This is a genomic window from Commensalibacter melissae (assembly GCF_003691365.1).
Taxonomy (GTDB): Bacteria; Pseudomonadota; Alphaproteobacteria; order Acetobacterales; family Acetobacteraceae; genus Commensalibacter; species Commensalibacter melissae.
Genome location: NZ_CP033087.1, coordinates 828,369 through 844,734, shown reverse-complemented (window position 1 = coordinate 844,734; position 16,366 = coordinate 828,369). Strand labels below are relative to the sequence as shown.

Sequence of the window (16,366 nt, the reverse complement as noted above, 5' to 3'; positions counted from 1 at the left end):
TTCTGGATATCTGTTTTCAAGCAGCAGAAACATTCTGTTTATTATTTTGTTGTTCAAGCCAATGGGCAATTTTTTCCGCCACATCCTGCCCATCCTTGACAGCCCATACAACAAGACTTGCCCCGCGTACAATATCGCCGCCTGCAAAAACGCCAGGTAAAGAAGTCATACGACTATGATGATTCAATTTTATGGTACCAGATTCATTTGTATCCAATTGGTCGTTATCCCACAGGGTGGTCAATGGTTCAGGATCAAATCCAAGTGCTTTGATAACCATATCCGCTTGCAGAGTGAAATGACTGTTAGGTATAATTCTGATTTTTTGTCTACCACCAGCATCTGGCAAACCCAATTCGGTTCTTAATGCGCGAATTGCCTCCACTTTTTCTTCACCTACAAAAGCGTCTGGAGCTGCCTGCCAAATGAATTCCACACCTTCTTCTTCTGCATTTTTTACCTCTCGCATGGAGCCAGGCATATTTGCCCTATCTCGACGATACAAACATTGAACTGAAGTCGCCCCCTGACGAATTGCAGTTCTTAGGCAATCCATGGCAGTATCACCACCGCCAATAACGATAACTCTTTTACCCTTTGCATTCATTTCATTTTTATCGTTATTTTGCGTTTGAGAATCAATCAGATAATCCAGTGCCTGCACAATTCCATTAAGATTTGAACCAAAAAGGCTTACTTCTTTCTTTTTATAAACTCCCGTTGAAATCAATACCGCATCATGTTTATTTCTTAGATCCTCAAAAGCGATGGAATGCTCAGCTGTTTTATCTGAGACACTTGTATTGAAATGGAAAATCACATTTGATTTCTCTAACCATTCCTGACGACGAGTTACAATATTTTTTTCAAGTTTAAAGGTAGGTATACCATAAGCCATTAAACCACCAGCCCGATCATAGCGATCATATACATGGACTTGATATCCTTTTTTTCGTAAAACGACCGCTGCAGCCAAACCGCAAGGTCCGGCACCAATAATTCCCACAGATTGCGATAGTTCTTCCAAAGGCATAATAGGTGTGACCCAATTCTGATCAAATGCATGATCGGTTATAAAAGCTTCTACCGCTCCAATTGTAACACTTTTGTAATCCGCCTCAATTACGCAACTGCCTTCACACAAACGATCTTGTGGACAAATGCGCCCACAAATTTCAGGAAAACTGTTGGTTGCAGTTGAAAGTGCATAAGCTTCTGCCAAACGATTTTCAGCCGTAAGTTTCAACCAATCAGGAATATAATTTGATAATGGACATTTCGTTGTACAAAATGGAATACCACATTGTGAACAGCGACTGGCCTGAATTCTGGCTTGTTCCTCTGAAAAGCGTCGGTAAATCTCGTTAAAATCATGTTTGCGTTCAACAGCATTACGTTTTTCAGGCTGCTGCTGATCTAAATTAACAAATTTAAGCATTAGGTTAGGCATAATTAAATTCCTTAATATTTAAGGCAGATTACACCTAAACTTTCTATCCTATTCCGTTTTTAATAAAAAGACAGTACTACTGACCTTTTATAACTTTTTTTCAAATATAGGCTTCTTTTTGTAATTTTTTTAATTCTTCAAAGTCGCAAGCAGGCCTGTAACAATATAGATAAGCGGGAGCGATCATTTCAATTGAAGATGGAACAATACCTAGAGATTCAAAATTTTTACCATTGTGACCAGCAACAGAATCATATTTCATTAAATTAACCAATCGTGCGGTCATTAAGGAACCTGGCATATATTCCAGGAAATAAGCCATTAATTTTATAAAATCTGGACATAACCCGCTTACATCATTTTTTCGATGAACTATTTTTAAAACCTTGGAAATCAACTCACGATTAGTAAGTATTTCTGGACCCGCCAACTCGTAAATTTCCCCATGATTTTCTTCACTTTCAACAATCTTAATAACAGCATCAGCAATGTCCCCTGCATAGACAGGTTGTAAACGTGTATTAACATTATAAACTGGCATAATAGGGGAAAAAGTTGATAAAAATCCTAACTTATTCAAAAACTGATCTTCTGGACCAAAACTGATTCCAATCCTTACAATCGTTGAAGAAGGATATGTTTTCAATACGGTTTCCTCCCCCTTTTTCTTGCTGACCAGATAAGAGGAAGGACTTGTGGAATCAGCACCCAAAGCAGAAAAATGCAATAAATTTTTGACACCTGCTGCACTTGCGATTTTTGCTATTTTTTCAGCGATTTTTACATTTATTTTTTCAAGATTACTCTTGCTTTTTCCAACAAAAGCTTCTGCAAGATTAATAACGACACTTGCACCTTCAATGGATCGAACAATAGTATTTTCTTGATCAAATGAACAAAACAATGGGGTAACCTGTCCAACATTACCAAATATTTTCTGTTCTCTCGTATGTGCAGGAAAAGGTACTGCCAATCTTATCACGTATCCCTGCTTAACCAACCGCTCAACAAGGTAATTTTCAATTAATCCATTACCACCAATAATCGTTGCTATTTTACGCATTAAACTTTCCCAGCTTCATAATCAAATTTATCGAATAGTGTTTATTCTCATTTGAAAAATTAAAAAAATCAAAAATTCCATTGACCAACTATAAGAACATCAGTAAGAAGTATCAATATATTTAAGAGCCCAAATGGCGGAATTGGTAGACGCGCAGGTTTCAGGTACCTGTAGCCGCAAGGCTGTGGAAGTTCGAGTCTTCTTTTGGGCACCATAAAAATGATAAACTAATCATGTAAAATGATATTTGGCACTACTGAATTGTATAAAATAATATAAATCTTTGTCAATTTTCTCATAAATTATTAAAAAAATATCTCACGAAACCCCTATTCATTTGTTTATGCTACCTAAATTTGCTTTTAACTTATTATTTTTCAGTTTTTATCTTTTTTATCCTTTTGCATCACAAGCTGCAACCAATAATTGGCAAATAGAATCTGTAACCAACAATCAAATAATTATTAAAAAAAAAGAAAAAAAATTTAATTTTTTTATCAATTTAAAGATCAATCAACCCATATTGATCAAGCTAGCCCTTATTCAATTCGATAATCAATTTAATAAGCAACCCTCAATTGTTTTCAAAACCGATCATCACTCTTACTATTTAAAAAAAAAGCAAAATACACATCCATTCATATATGAAACCTCATTGAATAAGGATCAAAGCAATATATTTGCAAAAGAAATTATTACAAAAAAAAACGCATACATTACATTTCCAAATCAAACTATTGAACTTTCCTTACAAGGAACAACATCGATATTCAATACGGCTTTGAAAATTATTTCCGAGGAAAAAAATTCTTATACAAATAATACAACTTTTTTTATTTTAAATAATTTTAAAAAATTAATATCTACATATCCATATCATTGTATTTGCATATCTATTATTGTTTTTATAACTATATTTACTATCCACAAGAAATTTACACTTAGAAATTCATTCCTGAAATTTACAAGCTTTTACCGTAAAAAAAGAGCTATGAAATTGGCAATCAATGAAATAAAACGTCATCGGAAAATATTAACACTTAAAAAAGAACAACTTTGTTATAAAGATGATTATGGCTCCATTATCGAAGATAGATGGTTCAAAGAAATACAACGATTTATTAAGATTAGAATTCGTCCGCGTCTGACAAAAAAAAATCTTGTTGATTTGTTACCATCAATCAAAAAACAACTGGTCAAACATATTCATACAATTGTTGAACAAACAAATTTAGAAAAAAAACAAAATGTTAATAACGTCAATTATCTAAAACCTCTGGAATATGAAGCCTTTTGTGCAAATTTACTGCAACAGATTGGGTGGGATGCTAAGGTAACAAACGCTAGTGGCGATCAGGGAGCCGATGTCATTGCCTATAAAAACAACAAGACATTAATTTTACAATGCAAATTGTATACCAAACCGGTTGGCAACAAAGCAGTGCAAGAAGTTTTATCGGCAAAAGAATTTTATCACGCTGATTATGCCGCCGTTGTTTCCAATGCTTCTTATACTGTTTCAGCCCGACAATTGGCAAGTTCAGTTCAAGTTGCCCTATTGCATCATGAACTATTGCAACAATTTGCCAAAAAACTGTAGCTGAAAACAAAATCAAAATCATTTTGATTTTTATACAAATCAACAAAAATTTATTAGTTCAATTTTTATTTTAATTTCAATGCTTTTTAATAATTTTATAATTAAAATATAAAAAAACAGTTAATTTTTTAATAATTAAGTATTGAATATCTTCATATCATTCCGTATAATATATTTCGCTTCCGGAAAATAGAATTGAAAACTTGTTTAAGCACCTTTTGTTCTCATTCTATTTTTCGGCTTTTTAAATGTATTTATTATATATCATTACATATTGGTTTTCAATTTTAAAAATTAATAATTTTTTTGCATTTAAAAATATTATTTTAATATTTAAACTAATTCATTAAATATATATATAATAAAATAAATAATTGATTTTTGAATATATAAATACATTATAAAAAAACCACCCCGTAGGGTGGCTATAATTCTAAACATTATGTTTAGTAATGTTTTACCGCATCTTCAAAGAAAAAATTTCTTCATTTTCAATTTACTAATATTAGGATTATTTACCATCTTTATTACCATTTGTTTCAACATTATTACTTTTAGTTAAAAATATGATAATATAAATTTTTCCAGTGATTGGCCACTACACAAACATAATGATAATTTATATCACCTTTTAAATTCACCTAACATACATGGTACAGTGAAAGAATAAGAAGCGGAAAAATGACCTAATTATTTGATGTTCCATAATTTTTGGTGTCGTAATTTAATCAAGCAAAATTACTAATTTCCCATAATATCCATTAACATCATGTATATTCGCACCAATGGGAATTTTTCCATATCACCACCAAATTGTAATATTTGCTGTCCCGATGTAAACATAGATTGTCTATCTGGAACAAACCTGATTAATGGACAATTTACAATTGATCCATCTGAAGCTTAATATTGGTCATTGATTTTCAATTAAGATACAGCTAACGATATGTTATCATTCGTTTTTTAATAATGATTTCGTCATATCGATGATAAGTTTCATTTAAGAACCCGCAACATATATTAAGCGATATAACAAGATTATAATTATATACTCATAAAAATTGTCTGTATAAATCTAAATTTCATAATTTAACCTAATAAAAACTAAAATCAATTACTGAATACACTCCAATCTCAAAAGATAACCATCTGATTTATATATATAATTCATGGTATAAATAAATATATTCATTAACTTTAACGATTTATATCGGTCATAATTACCCAATATCTAGATTGTAATTTTTCGGACTTTAAAATTCATTCTTACTATTAAATAATTAATCCGTTTATCCTAAATGATCCCATATCTCAAACTTGATAACAAAGCCAAATAAGTCATTCAAATAACTATAAAAATTTTTATTCTTTCATTGATTAATAGAAAATTAACTTTTATAGTCAGCCAAAAAATTATTTATGGAGATCAAATTATGATTGAGACAGAAATAGTTTCCATTCACCCTGTCCATCCTGACACACGCAGATATTTTTTACCTCACATTGAAATGCTGGTGAAAGCGGGTTTCCCCTCTCCTGCAGATGACTATCTTGAAGGGAAACTGGAGCTCACAGAACATTTGGTTGATCATCCTTCTGCAACTTATTACATACGGGTTTCTGGAGATTCCATGATTGATTACGGTATTTTCGATCATGATCTTTTGGTAGTTGACCGATCGCTAGATCCCCGTCAGGGTGATATTGTCATTGTTTCTGTTGATGGAGAGTTAACCTGTAAAGCTTTGGCAATTAAAAACAATATCCCTTATTTGAAATCTGGCAACCCTAATTACCCCCCTATAGAAATCAAGGATAAAGAAACCATGATCTGGGGAGTGGTCATTCATACAATCCATTCTTTCAGAAACCGCAATCGTTAAAAACTGTTCAACCATAATAAATAAAATAATGATTGGATTAATTGACTGTAATAATTTTTACGTTTCATGTGAACGTGTTTTTAATCCAAAATTGGAAAATCATCCGGTTGGTATTCTTTCAAATAACGATGGATGTGTTGTTGCCCGCTCTAACGAGCTTAAACCTTTCATCCCCATGGGAATGCCGGCATTTAAAATTCCTTCGGATTTACAAGAGAAAATCACTTTATTAAGTTCCAATTACGAACTTTATGGTGATATGAGCCAACGTGTCTTTGAAACAGTTCAGAATTATTTTTATCATGTTGAGCTTTATTCTATTGACGAAGCATTTATTCATTTAAATGGAGATCAGAAAACCAATAATTATTGTCGCCATGTTCAAAAAATCATTAAGAAAAACACTGGAATCCCTGTTTCCATTGGTCTGTCAACCACCAAAACTCTTGCAAAAATAGCCAACCATATCGCTAAAAAAGATAAAAAACATGAAGGTATTTTCTGTTTAGATATTCATGGTCCTGATTTTAGACATATTCTTGAAAATTTACCAATTTCTGAAATATGGGGCATCGGCCGTCGCTTAAATGCCAAACTGATCGCAATGGGTATTGAAAATGCCTGGCAATTAAAAAATTGCAGCCCCAAATTTATGCAACAGCATTTTTCAGTTGTTTTGGAACGTACTGTTCTGGAATTAAGAGGAATTTCCTGTATTGAACTGACAGATTTTCATACACCAAAAAAAAATATAGTCGCTTCTCGAAGTTTTGGTCAAAGTACCAACAACCTGTTTGATATTGAGGAAGCCATTCGCTTGCATACCTGCCGAGCTGCCGAAAAATTAAGAAAACAGCATTCCATTACCCATGCTGTTCTGGTTTTTTTAAGAACCAACCGTTTTCACGATCAATCATTACAATACAACCCTTCCTTTGCCATATCCATGCCATATCCTACAGATGATAGCCGAGAAATCATCAGGGCTGCTCAAAAAGGGCTTCGTAAAATTTTCAGGGCTGAATACCATTATCATAAAGCAGGCATAATGCTTTTGGATATCATCCATAAAAATCAAAGACAGCTTGATTTTTTCACCCATATCCAAAATGACCAATCAATCAAGCGCAATAATAGTCTTATGCAAGTGATCGACAGGATTAATCAACAAATGGGATCTCATACGATTCTCATAGGTGGACAGAGAAAAAAGGCAAGATGGCACCTTAAACGGGAACAGTTGAGCCAACGCTATACAACACGATGGGATGAAATATTGAAATTACGAATTTAAAATTCTTATTGAGTAAATTGATCTGAGAATAATTATTATTCTATCTTGAAAAATTTATTAAATAACGGAGAAGATGGCAATCACAATATATAAATTACACCCGCTTTTGATAAGTTATCTTTAAAAGATATAAGTTTACCAGAAAACTATCACGATAAATTTTCGCATCTATATTAATTAGACAATAAACGCACATCTCCCACAAAAGATTCTAGGGTTTGAAGATGTCCTTGAATTTCCAAAGGATATTTATTTATTAAAGGTTTTGGCACCACCAATCTAACATTTGATTCACACATTTCCTGAAACTGATTTACCGAAACCCCTTCTTGCAATGTGAACAAATGTTTAACTGGGATACGATCCGCTTCATTTAATATTTGTCTCCATCTATCCTTACATGTTGTTTTAACAGCCAGCATTCTCAATTGTTTTGATAAAAAATGTTGATTTTTATAGGCATTTTCACATGGAAAAACAAAATCTGGTCTTTTACCATTTTCCGTCTCTGGTTGATATGAAAAATTTAACCCTTCCTTTAATTTCTCTTCTAAAAAAATCTCTCTAAGATAAAGCTCTAACGAACGACCTGACCGTGCTTTTCTTCTTTGCAAAATTTTTTTTGCTGTTTCAAGAAATGCGTCAATCGTACTAAATCCCTGCTGAATAAAAGAAAACTCTATATTTTTTTCAATATTTCTAAAAAGCTCAAATTCACAATTTCTACGTCTAATAAGACGCTCATCGATAGTATCACCAATATCAGGTATTAACTCAATTACTTTTTTAAAAATATCTATAGTTGTCGGAAAGTTATTTCTCCAATCTTCTGGTATATTCTCTGGTGACAAGCAACAAGAATTGTTTTTGTTCTTTTCTGCAAAGCAAATCCTATCCCAGGATCGAATAATATGTTTCCCGGGAATAATAACTCCTATAAGATTTTCAATCAAATCTTCCTCTGTTACATAATCACACACCCACACATTACAAAGAGAAACATCCCGTCCCTGTTGTCTTTGAAAAGAAAAAATGACCAAAGAACCCGTATTTTCAGGTTCAAGCAAAGCGGAATGCTGACCTCCCCAGTTTGTTATACGCACTTCATCTCGAGTTCCACCATCATGCCATTTGTTATTATACCATATTGCCGTTACATCCCTGATATCATGACAACTGTCAAGTCGCAGTTCGAATGTAACCCTTGGATTTTTTTTACCACTATATTGCAATGATGGAAAAAGATCCATAAGCAGCTTTTTAGGCATGTAAGGACCAGCCTGATGAGATCCTGATGCCAAAGTATCATTGGCTGAAAGACGTTTTACATACCAGACCCTATCCATTCTTCTCTGTTCATTCAGCCAATAAGAAAGTTCATTTAATGAGGCCATTTACTTTCCTCTAACTTGCATATTATCATTACATTTACGAAACCAGTAATCGGTAATAGACACCAGGTCTTCTACAGAAACCTTTTTTTTCCCCTTAATGGCACACTCCCATATAATCATCGACCTCCAACCAAGTTCCCTAAGATTACAAATAACATTCATATCCCTTTTCTTATTTGTCTCTATCTTATTTTTCCAGAATTCCACTCTTGATGAAGGCATCCTAAACAAATGGCAGTCATGCCCATGCCAAAAACAGCCATGAATAAAAATTACAGCATTATATTTTCGAAAAACCATATCTGGCTTGCCGGGCAGTTTATGATCATGCAACCTGTAACGATAACCTCGTGAATGCAATATTCTGCGTATAAACATTTCAGGAGCTGTATTTTTACAATGAATACACGACATTATTCTACTTCTAGTTTTCTGATCAACAATATCGATCATTTTAATAATGAAACACTTGTCAATTTTGCAAATGGGGAAGTATATGACTGGCAACAGCCTCAACAACAGGAACCACAACCGCATTTCCGAATTGCCTGTATGCCTGGGTATCCGAAACGGGAATTTTAAAATCTGATTGCCCAGGCCTGTCAAACCCCATCAGCCGCGCACATTCTCTCGGGGTCAACCGTCTCGGGTTTTTATCGCATCCCTGTGAGACAAGAATTTCAGATCCGTCCTTGTAATAGCGTGCCGACAATGTTCTGGCCACACTGTCATGATCGCACAGTCCAAAACCAAAACCGTTTCCCGCCTTTTTATGCTTGTCAGCATAGTTTTGCAGATATTTCCATAATTTATCGGATAACGTGTATTTTTCGGAAACAGAGGCTTTTTTCCCCACGGTATAGTGGCTTTCCGGTTTTTCACTACCGTTTTCAGGGTGCAGGATTGCCGAGAGGCGGGGTCCTGACAACGGATCGGGCAAGGATAATGTGTCAAAACTGAAATCGTTTTTATCCAGAAACCCGACGATAAAAATACGCTCACGATGCTGGGGAACAAACCCTTTTCCATCAATGATACGCCAGTGCAGGCAATACCCAAGCTCATGTTCCAACACATTGCGAATGATTGAAAAGGTTCTTCCCCTGTCATGACTGACAAGATTTTTCACATTCTCCAACAGGAAACATCTGGGACGATGATATCTGATAATACGCGCGACATCAAAAAACAGGTTGCCCTGTGTCTCACATGCAAACCCGTGCTTCAATCCCAGGGATATTTTTTTTGACACGCCGGCAATTGAAAATGGCTGACATGGAAAACCCGCCAGCAGGATATCGTGATCAGGTATATCCCGCTCACTTATCCTGGTTATATCACCCGCAATTTCATGATTGCATGCATAATTGGCCCTATAGGTTTTTTGCGAATACATATTCCATTCGCTTGTAAACACACATTGACCGCCAATCCGGTCAAATCCACGTCTCAACCCCCCTATGCCCGCAAATAGATCAATGAACCTGAATTTACATTGTCCATTTCCCGCAATGGTTATCTTGTTTTGTAATAATGTCATAACAGCCTTACGCGGAACGGCTTCACCCTTTTCCCATCTATATAATGTTCTTTGTGTAAAACCTGCCTCATTAGCCAAATCTTTAATGGAAATCCCAGCCTGTTCTCGTAATTGTGCGAATTCTGTACGTAACATTTTAATCCAACATTATTTTATTTGGAAATAATATTGACATTATGTCATAAAATATTCAAAAATAAAAGCGTCAATAACTTTCCTGCAAAACCCTGACTACCGCAAAAATAACATCAATAACCATGATAACATCACCAAGTCTTATACTAAGCAGAACATTGATAATATATTGTAAATTTTAAAAAATTTATTTGTTTTTTTTAATAATCCTTAAGAACTACCCATTAATATGACAAGGTTGACAAATAAAAAAAAGATAGAAAAACAAATTAATGAATTAGATAGTTTTAGATGGATCAACAAAAGCGGTTTGTAAATTTTTTTGGATGATACTTTGTTTGAAATTGAAGCAATAATAATAATAAAAACTCGCTAATCTAAAGAATTGTAACAAAATAAAACAAAAGATATAAATTTCTTTTTTATTAACTGATAATTTTTTCATAATATCAAAACATGATAAAATTACAAAAAAAACTCAATATTTTTGGGAAATGTAATTTATACAGAATAATTTATTGAATGGCGGAGAAGGTGTCCGACGAATTAAACAAATAACAATTTGATAAATAAAATAAATTTAATATTTTTATCTTATTTATACCCCACATTATACCCCGAAATGAAAAAGCTTGTTTTTTTTATTTTAAAGATATTTTAGAAGCCTATAAATGCTTCTTTATTTGAAGAATAAAACATATAAATCCTAACAATCAATGGCCTGCTGGAAACGGTCGATATTCTTTTGCCAATCCGCCTTTCCCAACGCCGTATTGTAGTACTTCTTGTGATACTGGGCCATTGCCGTTGCATTCCTGGAATCTGGCAGTATCTCCCTGATCAGGATATAGAAAACGCGGCACATGGCCGCGGCAAAGAAAAGGTTTCCTGTCAATGTCTCGGGTTTCGGTATCCCCCTGTTGTCCAGGTTAAAATCACCCGCTATATGCATTAAAAGACTTCTTAGAGGTTGCCTTCTGGCATTGTTGAGATAATTGTCCCAGATATCATGATAGGTAACGGGCTCCATCTGACATGGCCCCAACGCCGGCCCCTTGCCTAGCTGTCTGAGATATGTATAGTTGCTTGCATATCCCTCAACCAGAAAAGTTCCCGTTACCTGATTGATCGCCCTCTGTCCACCCAGATTTATATAGTTAAGGGCTGGTGTTATCACCTCATGTTTCAAATGGTTCAGATAAATTCCACCTGTCGTTTTGGTCATGCTAATTTTTCCTTTTTAGAATGAGAAGTGGATAATAAAAAACCCACCGCGATGGGTGGGTAATTAAGTAATAATGTTATCCAAATATGAATAAAATTATTTATTAATAAAAAAATTTTAAATTTTAAATAGAATATGTTATAATAGGAGATGGTTAACAATTTTCCTTCCGAAAGGAGGTAATGCGAAAGGAGGTGACAGAATGTGAGTTTAATAAAATTATACTTAATTTTAAAATCATTAATTTATTTTTAGAATTAATACACAATTTCCCTAATCTTCTGTTGTAAAAGCTTAGTGAAGCTAACAAAATTCGTCAATTTATTCAGTCTCTATATTATTTTATATTTTATAGAGACTTTTTTACTAAATTATAAATAATTTCATATAGTTTAATACAAATTTATCATTATCATTATCATAGTAACATATTTTTCGTAAAGGTCCAGTTTTTTTGTTTAATTTCTTTAATGAAATATCTTTTTAAACAATTATACCTAACTAAAAAATCAGTATTTTTAAATTTTAGTTACAATACAAACATCGTTAACAGATACTAAAAATGATTAATTTATTTTTAGAATTAATACATAATTTCCCTAACCTTCTGTATAAAATTTAGTGAAGCTAACAAAATTCGTCAATTTATTCAGTCTCTATATTATTTTATATTTTATAGAGACTTTTTTGTACTAAATTATAAATAAATTGCATATAGTTTAATACAAATTTATCATTATCATTATCATTATCATTATCATAGTAACATATTTTTCGTAAAGGTCCAGTTTTTTTTGTTTAATTTCTTTAATGAAATGTCTTTTTTTAAATAAGGGAATTATATACTTAACTAGCCAATATTAAAAAGCCAGCTTTTTATCTGACTTTTTTTAATAATTACATATACATAGTTAATTGTATTAATTTTTTCCGTAATGCTCAGACACTCTTGCTCTTAATTCTTCTGCGATAAATACATTTAATTTTACTTGTAAAGCATCATTAGCACATTCATATTGATATCCTGTTGCTTCATCTACTAAAGCATCAAGACCTGTACGGGTAAGTCCTGCAGTTAAAACAGTACATTTAATAGCAATTTCTTTTTGTCGCTCAGTGAGTGGAGCATTATTATACAACGCCTGTACTATCCTCTACAAATTAGTTCAAAATGTTCCGTTATTATACCTAAACCTTTAAACTGTTTCCCAGGTATAGAAAACTCAATGATTTCCTGCAGGATTTTATTTTTATTTATAAATGGGTTAAGTGCTTTTTGTCCTATATAATCCTGCAGGCTTCCCCTATACTATATTTGCAATAGCTTTAGTTGCAGACCCTGAGCCTATAACTCTTTGCTCATTATTTAAAACATAACAATCTATTAAATTCCCTCCTAAATCTATTATTCCTTTCCATTTTGCAAATGGAATTTTATGCTCATTTTTATTCATTAATGATGATGCAACATCATCTAACGATGCGTTTATAGGCTCAATAGTTTTCTTTTCTTTAGACATAAATCAACCCCTTATAAGTTAAAGGTTTATTAGACATTCTTTCTATTGTTTTCTCTATAAAAGCTAATGAGCTAATGTCTGTAGTATTATGACGAAAAGTGAATTCACTTACATATCGATGTAAATGTTTAAAACTCATATGATGAAATATTCCGTAATAACCACGTTTTAATAAAACTCAAAAACTTTCAATACCATTTGTTCAGCTTCAATTTTTTTAATTAATCTATTTTGATTAATATTTTCAGAGGGTGCATAGCATTGTATTATTAAATTTTTTGAAAAAATATATCCATCACATTTATGATCCCCATCAGAACCATAAGATTTCACTGATTTAAAATCTGCTCCATAAATTATTCGGAATATATCGTTAATCCAACTCTCAAAATTGCCAGCTTTATTCTTATATAAAGCTCTCTCCACTTTTAACTCATACCATCGAGAGAAATTTGTACTTTTCGAATGTGCAGGTAAAGGTAATTCAAAAGAATTTTTTATATCACACAACATTATCGTTTCAATTTTAAAATAAGCTAATTGCCATTAATTATAACGATACAATGGATATATCAATATTTTACTTTTATTATTTATACTTGATAATAAAAAATTTATCACTTTAAAGTTAACAAATAATTGATTTATAAATAATAAAAATCACACTATCATAAATATTATCTTTTCACTTCCCCCGCCAGTATTCTTGCCAGGGTGTAAAGGTTCACCAATGCAAATATTCCCCAGGCCACAATGCCAAAATGCCAGTGCCTCTCGTAGACAAGCATGTTCAGCACCCCCCATATGAAAAGGGATGCCGCCAGAAAAGAGGCCACCCCCCTCCACCTGAAACTTCCGCACATCAATGAAACAAGCTGCAGTGTCCCTGTAAGTATGAATGATCCTTCCCAAATACAGGCCGGAAGGATAGCCCTGAACCCATTGACGAATGAACAGTGAAAGATGTTGCCGGCCATGAAATATGCAAGTGCATACATTCCCGTCATGACCAGCAGTATCGAGCTCCACCACTCGCCAAGGCAATGGTTACGGTGTTTTTGGTGTCGCCTGTTTTCCATTGGTGCCATCCCCGTTCTTTCCATCTTTTCCAGCCTGCCTGTCTGGCAGCCTGAAAGAGGCCAGAAGATGAATGAGAGACCACAGCCCGTGCAATCCGCTTTTTGGATCTGGCTCTTTCCAGAACCGTATGACAAGGGTGCACAGGGTCACGATGAAAGTGACAACCGCGACAACATCACCCGCCGTATTGCTGGGCAGGACATTGATGATATATTGTAGAAGCTCGGTAAAAAAATCCATTTGTTCTTTCCTTGAATATAGACATAAAAAAACCACCCTAACGGTGGCTGGTATCTCTGGTGTTCTGGCAGGCCATGATCATGTCACGCAGGCTTTTGTAATCCAGCAGGTAACGGCCGATCTCGCTGTCAGGTTTTAACGCCTTGATCTCGCTGGACAGCTTTTCCTGTGACTTGGGCGTGTAATCCCTCAACGGCGGGCATTCAATCCGGTAGACAACGCGTGGCGATGACGAGCATGCCGCAAGAAAAACCGCCGCGAGTAAAATAATGGGTTTCATCAGAATTGCCCTTTCTCCAGCACATCTTCCAATTCATCCATGTTTTCAGGTGAATGATTGGCTGCCTGCTGCATTGCCTGAACAGTCTGAAGGGTCTGCCGGTCATTTTTGATGACTTCATCCTGTGTCCTGATCAGGTTGTTCCTATTCGCGGCCCTTCGACCTGTCAGGTAAAGCAGTCCCGCCATGATCCACCCTTTCCCTTTCCATAAAAAAGAGCATACGGACTTGATAATGAGTATGATATTTTCCATCTGTCTTTCCTTTTCCAGACATAAAAAAACCACCCGTTAAGATGGTTTGGTAAAAAATAAACGTTTTAATAACTATCTAGAATTAACATTGAGAAATTATGTTGGCTTCATTTTCTTTAATCATGTATTTCTTGATATTCAACAGGCCAAATGTAAGATCATTAAAATCATGATAGGGAATATTAAGTTTCTTGGATAATTCTTCCCTTGTTATTTTATCTCTCCAAAGCATGGTAAAGATTTTTTCCCACAATAAAGAATATTCACGCTTTACAGGATTGGGTTCCCTCTTTCCATAATTCATTACCTGCATTTCATTGCCCATATTATGGTAATGCCATTCTGATAACAATCCAAGCTGTCGAATACGATAAGCCAAATCCGCAACTGAAACTTTCTACCTTTGTTTGGCTTCAATTATGGAATCAATGACCACGCCATTAGGAATACAGGAATGTATATCTGCTTCTGGCATTAGAAAATTACTTGCAAATAAATGGGCTTCTTTCTCGATATCAACAGTAATCCTATCATGTCCATTCACGTGTATATGGCGATGTAAAACAAGATGCCCCAATTCATGACATAAATTGAAGCGAATTCGTTCTGCATTTTTATTTATATTAACAAAAATATAAGGTAATCCATTATTCCAACAGGAAAAAGCATCAATTGCATCTGTATCCTGAGAAAAAGCAAATATTCTTATTCCCATGGATTCCAGCAATTCCATTAAATTTGGCAAGGGAAGATTTCCCAATCCCCAGTCGTAACGTAAACGCTCGGATGCTGTCGTAGGATCATGATCACAAGACAGGTCTGGAACCCTGACATCTGGCAAATTGAAATTATTTTGCAACCATTCATCCACAATGTAAGCCAATCCTCTTACTGAATAGGCTGCATTCCTGTCTTTTCGGGGAATTGTCGCGTTGCTTCTAAAGCTTAAATCCTTTGTATTCAAGTCTTCTTTATCCCGATCTTCTTCAATCCCCTCAAAAAAAACGCTTCTGGAAAATTCAATGCCTTTACCAAAAGCTGAACTGTTTCCTTTTTCGGCTCGTCACAACCTTTTTCAAGACGTGTCAGCGTTGATGATGATACATTGATAAGTTTGGAAATATCCTTTTTCGTGATATTCCTGCAAATTCTTGCCAGATGCAAACGATAGGGATTAAACTGTTTATGGCTATACATGATCATCTAAATAATCTTATTTTTAAATAAGTAAATTCAAACCAAAGCAATACAAGTTTAATTTAAAAGACAACATTCATTATATTGCCAAATAACAACCTGTACAACCGATATGATTGCCTGGAAACAAAATGTTATCAGATGATATCTCCAGGCAATTCCATCCTATCCGTAATACTTGAATTGCTGATCCAGCCATTGGATACGGCGT

At 34.1% G+C, this 16,366-nt stretch carries 19 protein-coding genes, 1 tRNA gene and 1 pseudogene; 4 read left to right on the top strand and 17 right to left on the bottom strand.

The features are described from left to right. Positions 1-16: 16 nt before the first annotated feature. Both D9V35_RS03880 and D9V35_RS03875 read right to left on the bottom strand, forming a co-directional pair. The gene (locus tag D9V35_RS03880) at positions 17-1,450 is read right to left on the bottom strand and encodes an NAD(P)-dependent oxidoreductase (protein ID WP_122123446.1); all 1,434 of its coding nucleotides are present in this window, start codon (positions 1,448-1,450) and stop codon (positions 17-19) included. 100 nt (positions 1,451-1,550) lie between these two features. Further along, a complete protein-coding gene (locus D9V35_RS03875; RefSeq protein WP_122123445.1) occupies positions 1,551-2,513 on the bottom strand; it encodes a complex I NDUFA9 subunit family protein in 963 nt (320 codons plus the stop codon). A 127-nt stretch (positions 2,514-2,640) separates the two neighbouring features. On the opposite strand from D9V35_RS03875, the gene D9V35_RS03870 reads away from it, so the two are divergent. The 4 genes from D9V35_RS03870 to D9V35_RS03855 all read left to right on the top strand — a co-directional run bounded on the left by D9V35_RS03870 (position 2,641) and on the right by D9V35_RS03855 (position 7,290). Next, positions 2,641-2,727, top strand: a tRNA-Leu gene (locus D9V35_RS03870). A gap of 783 nt (positions 2,728-3,510) precedes the next feature. Beyond that, complete coding sequence (locus D9V35_RS09335) at positions 3,511-4,113, top strand: restriction endonuclease (protein WP_162988569.1); 603 nt, start codon at positions 3,511-3,513, stop codon at positions 4,111-4,113. Positions 4,114-5,546: 1,433 nt separating this feature from the next. Further along, a complete protein-coding gene (locus tag D9V35_RS03860) occupies positions 5,547-5,996 on the top strand; it encodes a LexA family protein (protein ID WP_122123443.1) in 450 nt (149 codons plus the stop codon). Between the two features lie 28 nt (positions 5,997-6,024). After that, on the top strand, positions 6,025-7,290 hold the full coding sequence (locus D9V35_RS03855) for a Y-family DNA polymerase (protein ID WP_122123442.1): 1,266 nt from the start codon (positions 6,025-6,027) through the stop codon (positions 7,288-7,290). A 173-nt stretch (positions 7,291-7,463) separates the two neighbouring features. Here the strand turns inward: D9V35_RS03855 and D9V35_RS03850 are convergent, their stop codons facing one another. The 15 genes and pseudogenes from D9V35_RS03850 to D9V35_RS03790 all read right to left on the bottom strand — a co-directional run bounded on the left by D9V35_RS03850 (position 7,464) and on the right by D9V35_RS03790 (position 16,155). Next, positions 7,464-8,684 (bottom strand): type II restriction endonuclease, encoded by a 1,221-nt coding sequence (locus D9V35_RS03850; protein ID WP_122123441.1) that lies wholly within the window; start codon positions 8,682-8,684, stop codon positions 7,464-7,466. Further along, entirely contained in the window at positions 8,685-9,098 is a 414-nt protein-coding gene (locus D9V35_RS03845) for a very short patch repair endonuclease (protein ID WP_240993402.1), read from the bottom strand. It abuts the gene before it with no gap. Positions 9,099-9,156: 58 nt separating this feature from the next. Continuing rightward, a complete protein-coding gene (gene dcm / locus D9V35_RS03840; protein ID WP_122123439.1) occupies positions 9,157-10,359 on the bottom strand; it encodes a DNA (cytosine-5-)-methyltransferase in 1,203 nt (400 codons plus the stop codon). A 706-nt stretch (positions 10,360-11,065) separates the two neighbouring features. Continuing rightward, on the bottom strand, positions 11,066-11,584 hold the full coding sequence (locus D9V35_RS03835) for a hypothetical protein (RefSeq protein ID WP_122123060.1): 519 nt from the start codon (positions 11,582-11,584) through the stop codon (positions 11,066-11,068). A gap of 920 nt (positions 11,585-12,504) precedes the next feature. Continuing rightward, positions 12,505-12,723, bottom strand: a complete 219-nt coding sequence (locus D9V35_RS09420) for a hypothetical protein (protein ID WP_205910324.1) — start codon at positions 12,721-12,723, stop codon at positions 12,505-12,507. 165 nt (positions 12,724-12,888) lie between these two features. Then, a complete protein-coding gene (locus D9V35_RS09415; RefSeq protein ID WP_205910323.1) occupies positions 12,889-13,104 on the bottom strand; it encodes a hypothetical protein in 216 nt (71 codons plus the stop codon). Then, a pseudogene (locus tag D9V35_RS09555) lies at positions 13,097-13,306 on the bottom strand (transposase); the annotation flags it as partial. The pseudogene D9V35_RS09555 and the gene D9V35_RS09415, both read right to left, overlap by 8 nt. After that, positions 13,273-13,617 carry a hypothetical protein gene (locus tag D9V35_RS03820; protein WP_122123437.1) on the bottom strand — a complete coding sequence of 115 codons (345 nt, stop codon included), beginning with the start codon at positions 13,615-13,617 and terminating at the stop codon, positions 13,273-13,275. The pseudogene D9V35_RS09555 and the gene D9V35_RS03820, both read right to left, overlap by 34 nt. 147 nt (positions 13,618-13,764) lie before the next feature. Further along, a complete protein-coding gene (locus D9V35_RS03815; RefSeq protein ID WP_162988567.1) occupies positions 13,765-14,133 on the bottom strand; it encodes a hypothetical protein in 369 nt (122 codons plus the stop codon). A gap of 18 nt (positions 14,134-14,151) precedes the next feature. After that, positions 14,152-14,424: a hypothetical protein gene (locus D9V35_RS03810; RefSeq protein WP_122123113.1), complete on the bottom strand. Its 273-nt coding sequence runs from the start codon at positions 14,422-14,424 to the stop codon at positions 14,152-14,154. Between the two features lie 37 nt (positions 14,425-14,461). Next, entirely contained in the window at positions 14,462-14,704 is a 243-nt protein-coding gene (locus D9V35_RS09330; protein WP_162988539.1) for a hypothetical protein, read from the bottom strand. After that, positions 14,704-14,958, bottom strand: coding sequence for a hypothetical protein (locus tag D9V35_RS03805; RefSeq protein ID WP_122123111.1), 255 nt, complete (start codon positions 14,956-14,958; stop codon positions 14,704-14,706). Before D9V35_RS03805 ends, D9V35_RS09330 begins: the two co-directional genes overlap by 1 nt. A gap of 82 nt (positions 14,959-15,040) precedes the next feature. After that, the gene (locus D9V35_RS03800) at positions 15,041-15,337 is read right to left on the bottom strand and encodes a hypothetical protein (protein ID WP_162988532.1); all 297 of its coding nucleotides are present in this window, start codon (positions 15,335-15,337) and stop codon (positions 15,041-15,043) included. 18 nt (positions 15,338-15,355) lie between these two features. Then, positions 15,356-15,922 (bottom strand): ImmA/IrrE family metallo-endopeptidase, encoded by a 567-nt coding sequence (locus D9V35_RS03795; protein WP_122123435.1) that lies wholly within the window; start codon positions 15,920-15,922, stop codon positions 15,356-15,358. Beyond that, positions 15,919-16,155, bottom strand: coding sequence for a helix-turn-helix domain-containing protein (locus D9V35_RS03790; protein WP_162988566.1), 237 nt, complete (start codon positions 16,153-16,155; stop codon positions 15,919-15,921). The genes D9V35_RS03795 and D9V35_RS03790 overlap by 4 nt, the downstream gene beginning before the upstream one ends. Between the last annotated feature and the right edge of the window lie 211 nt (positions 16,156-16,366).

What these genes read in the sequence shown, in the direction of transcription:
- D9V35_RS03850 (WP_122123441.1), bottom strand. Translation starts at nt 8,684, where the DNA reads ATGGCCTCATTAAATGAACTTTCTTATTGGCTGAATGAACAGAGAAGA.
- D9V35_RS03820 (WP_122123437.1), bottom strand. Translation starts at nt 13,617, where the DNA reads ATGTTGTGTGATATAAAAAATTCTTTTGAATTACCTTTACCTGCACAT.
- D9V35_RS09415 (WP_205910323.1), bottom strand. Translation starts at nt 13,104, where the DNA reads ATGTCTAAAGAAAAGAAAACTATTGAGCCTATAAACGCATCGTTAGAT.
- D9V35_RS03845 (WP_240993402.1), bottom strand. Translation starts at nt 9,098, where the DNA reads ATGTCGTGTATTCATTGTAAAAATACAGCTCCTGAAATGTTTATACGC.
- D9V35_RS09330 (WP_162988539.1), bottom strand. Translation starts at nt 14,704, where the DNA reads ATGAAACCCATTATTTTACTCGCGGCGGTTTTTCTTGCGGCATGCTCG.
- D9V35_RS03805 (WP_122123111.1), bottom strand. Translation starts at nt 14,958, where the DNA reads ATGGAAAATATCATACTCATTATCAAGTCCGTATGCTCTTTTTTATGG.
- D9V35_RS03810 (WP_122123113.1), bottom strand. Translation starts at nt 14,424, where the DNA reads ATGGATTTTTTTACCGAGCTTCTACAATATATCATCAATGTCCTGCCC.
- D9V35_RS03790 (WP_162988566.1), bottom strand. Translation starts at nt 16,155, where the DNA reads ATGTATAGCCATAAACAGTTTAATCCCTATCGTTTGCATCTGGCAAGA.
- D9V35_RS03875 (WP_122123445.1), bottom strand. Translation starts at nt 2,513, where the DNA reads ATGCGTAAAATAGCAACGATTATTGGTGGTAATGGATTAATTGAAAAT.
- D9V35_RS03855 (WP_122123442.1), top strand. Translation starts at nt 6,025, where the DNA reads ATGATTGGATTAATTGACTGTAATAATTTTTACGTTTCATGTGAACGT.
- D9V35_RS03860 (WP_122123443.1), top strand. Translation starts at nt 5,547, where the DNA reads ATGATTGAGACAGAAATAGTTTCCATTCACCCTGTCCATCCTGACACA.
- D9V35_RS03880 (WP_122123446.1), bottom strand. Translation starts at nt 1,450, where the DNA reads ATGCCTAACCTAATGCTTAAATTTGTTAATTTAGATCAGCAGCAGCCT.
- dcm (WP_122123439.1), bottom strand. Translation starts at nt 10,359, where the DNA reads ATGTTACGTACAGAATTCGCACAATTACGAGAACAGGCTGGGATTTCC.
- D9V35_RS03835 (WP_122123060.1), bottom strand. Translation starts at nt 11,584, where the DNA reads ATGACCAAAACGACAGGTGGAATTTATCTGAACCATTTGAAACATGAG.